Genomic DNA, 3,352 nt, shown 5'->3' with positions numbered 1-3,352 from the left:
CACTCGGCATCGGTGAGCTCGAATCGTGCAGACATAGCGCTCGGGTAACACTCCGGACACCCGTGATGTTCCTACCCTACCAACCATGATCCACAAGACAGGCCCTAGCACCCCGGCAACCTGCCCGGCCTCCGCTCCTGAGCAGGCTGCGGCACCGGGAGGTGCTGGCGATATCCGCCGCCGCAACCAGTAGGACCGAGCATCGGGACTGGCTCCGACGCAGACGGTGGTGACCGGCGTCGTTGCTCTTGCGGTCGCCAGCCCTTCACGTCGGAGCACCCTGAAACCCGGGTCGTGGAGGGGCTACCGTCCGATGTCCGTCCGGTAGCGCATGCCCTCGAAGCTGACCTTGCCGATGTTGGCGTATGCGTTCGTCGCCGCAATCTCCTTGGTGGCACCGAAACCCACCACATTGATGCACGCGCCACCATCGGTAACGAGGCCCTTCTCCGGATGGACCGTTGCCTGTCCGACATAGACCCGGCAGGCGTCGGTATCGACGTCCTCGATGCCGCTGATCGGGTAGTACCGTCCGTACCGCCCGTACGGCCAGCCCTTGTACCAGCCCTTGTTGCGGCCCTTGGACACTTGCCGGGTCGGACCCTGGGTGGCGATGACATCGCAGTACCACAGACCATCAAGTTCCATCGGCGGAGACTGGTCGAGACGTCCTTCGTGCATCGCCCAACAGGTCGCTAGGAAGTCACTACGGATCTGCGGCAGGGCGACTTCCGCCTCCGGGTCGCCCATGCGTACGTTCACCTCGAGCAGGTACAGGTCGCCGTCCACGAGCATGCAACCCACGTAGAGGATGCCTGTGTACTCCAGACCCTCGCTGTCGATGGCGTCCAGCAGCGGCGCGAGGATCTGCCGGCGGAACAGCTCCCGGATCGACGGCGTGTCGAAGGGATGTGGCGAGTAGGCGCCGACTCCACCACAAAGGACACCGGTGTCGCCGTCATCGGACCACGGGTAGTCCACCGCCATGGGTAGCAGCTGCCACTGTCCGTCGGAGACCATGGCGAAGAAGAGCAGCTCATGCCCGAGGAGTTTGTCCTCCACCACCACTCGGTCGCCCGATGCGCCGAAAGCTCGCCGGACCATGAGTGTGTCGATCGCGACGGAGGCTGCCTCCAGGTCGTCACAGACGAAGGTGCCGTTTCCACCGCAGAGGCCGTCCGCCTTGATGACGACGGGGCGAGAGCGTGACTTGACGTAGTCGTATGCCGAGTGGGGATCGTCGAAGCAGGCAAAGTCAGCGACCGGGATGCCGTAACGCTCGCACAGATGCTTGGTATAGACCTTGCTCGTCTCCAGCCGGGCGGCTGTCTTGCCGGGCCCGATGGTGGGCAGGCCGGCCAGGCGGAATTCGTCCGCGAAGCCTGCGGCCAGCGCCGAGGTGCAGGACACGAGGACGAGATCCACCTTCTCCTGGCGGGCGAAGTCGACCATGGGCGCAACGGCGCCCAGGGTCAGGTCCTGCCGGGAGATGACGCGTTCGGTGGTGATGGCGTCGCAGCCGGGGGCGTAGTAAACAACGGCGTCCGGGTTGGTCCGGACCATCAGGTCGGCGGTCGCGTGCCCGCGGCCGGAATTGTCGATCAGCAGCACTTTCATCGGCACTCCAGAATGAGGTCGGGTTCAGTGGCCGCTGTCACCGGACAGAACCGGGCCTCGCTCGGCGGGTGGCGGGCCCTGATCGGGCATGCCGGCTGTGACCGACTCGCGACTTTCGATCGTGACCACGGCGGCGGCCCGGTCGGCGGACTGCATCGCCTCGGCGAGGGTGGGGGCGGCGGCGACGACGAACCCCAACCGCTCCCACGAACTGACCAGAGGCAGCACCTCGTCCCCAGGGCCGACGTCCACCTGCGCGTCCGTCACATCCGCCATGGTGCGTGCGGCTTCGACTCCGGTGACGCGGACGACCGTGCCGGGCGCTGTGTGGAGATAGCGGATTGCCGCCGCGCGGTGCGGAATGGCATCGATGACCGGAGGCTTACCGCACAGCACCTGAACGAGTTCCGCCACCGGGTTGAAGCCGTATGCCAATTCGATGAGCTCGAGGATGCGGTCTCCCGGTGTGCGGGCCGCGCACTCGATCAGTACAACGCCGTGCTCGTCGACGATCCACTCGCCGTGCAGGAAGGCGCTGCCGAGGCCCGTTCCCTTCGCAAATTGGCGCATGCCGTCGGTGAGGGCGGTCCGCACATCCGCGGGAAGGTCTGCCGGTACGCTCTGGCCGCGTTCGACCGGGTAGGCCCCCGGCCACACCAGCTTCGCGGTGACGTTGGTGAAAATCGGCTCGCCTTCGTGCACGAGCATTTCGACGCTGTACTCCGGCCCACGCAGGCGCTCTTCGACCAAGAATCGCCGCCGGGTCGGACGCGCGGGCAGCAGGATGTCACCGGCGCCGCTCACCTCGGCCCACAAGTCGTCCGTCGCTGACGCCAGATCGTCCAGCAGGCGGACACCGACACTCCCAGCCCGGTCAGCCGGCTTGAGTACACCGCCGCCCGTCTCCGCCGACAGGAAACGCCGGACACCAGCGATGTCGGTGATCTCCGCCCACCGCGGTGTGCGCATGCCCAGACGTTGAGCCGTGGCACGCATCATCGCCTTGTCCCGGAAGATCGAGGCGGCCTGCGTGCCGGCGCCGGGTAGGCCGAGTGCCTCGGCCAGCGCGGCCGCCCCGGGGACCGCATATTCACTTGCCGGAAGCACCGCGTCGACGGGCCGGAGCGCGTTCTCGGCCTGGCCGACCGCGACGAGTTCTTCGGACTGGACGTAATCGGCGTGGACCAGCTTTTCGATGCACGGGAATTGGGTCACCCGGTCGGCCAAATTGCGGCTTCGGACGATTTCCGATTCTTCTATGACGACGACGCTGCCGGGCGGCAGGCACCTGTCCAGATTGCGAAGCACATCACGGATGAAGCCGACTACCAGGACGCGGGTCACGGCTATTACCTCTCCTCACAAGCAACTGTCACGGTGGATCGTGATTTCAGCAGGGTAGCGAGAGACGCCAGCGGCCCGTGGCCGCAATGGCCACGATCAGGAACCGAGGGCAAGAATGGACCCTGCATGACGATGCCTGCGCCGGGAGACGCTATCAATGCACCATCGCCGGAAGCAAGCATCCGCACCTTCGGTGCGAAATGTCAACGCCGACCGACCTTTTCAGCAGCGTGGGAGGACCCTACCGACTGGATGATGAGCAGGTTAGATCGCTGCTCCGGATGGGTGGGCGAGCACCGTCGTGGGGGGGCCCCCCCCGGGCCCCCCCCCCCGGGGAGCAGCCCGGGCCCACACACCCTGGCGCGCCCCCCGCCCGCCGCCGGCGGCCGCG

2 protein-coding genes are annotated in these 3,352 nt (G+C 66.6%); both read right to left on the bottom strand.

Going from position 1 to position 3,352, the window contains the following annotated elements:
• Window positions 1-303: 303 nt before the first annotated feature.
• The gene (gene purD, locus ACLQ24_RS28815) at window positions 304-1,617 is read right to left on the bottom strand and encodes a phosphoribosylamine--glycine ligase (protein ID WP_425894886.1); all 1,314 of its coding nucleotides are present in this window, start codon (window positions 1,615-1,617) and stop codon (window positions 304-306) included.
• A gap of 24 nt (window positions 1,618-1,641) precedes the next feature.
• Window positions 1,642-2,961, bottom strand: coding sequence for an ATP-grasp domain-containing protein (locus tag ACLQ24_RS28810; RefSeq protein ID WP_425894885.1), 1,320 nt, complete (start codon window positions 2,959-2,961; stop codon window positions 1,642-1,644).
• Between the last annotated feature and the right edge of the window lie 391 nt (window positions 2,962-3,352).

The organism is Micromonospora sp. DT4 (assembly GCF_049841675.1).
Classification (GTDB): domain Bacteria; phylum Actinomycetota; class Actinomycetes; order Mycobacteriales; family Micromonosporaceae; genus Micromonospora.
This window is presented reverse-complemented; position numbering and strand designations above follow the sequence as displayed.

Excerpts from the sequence above, each read along its gene's own strand:
- purD (WP_425894886.1), bottom strand. The coding sequence starts at position 1,617 with ATGAAAGTGCTGCTGATCGACAATTCCGGCCGCGGGCACGCGACCGCC.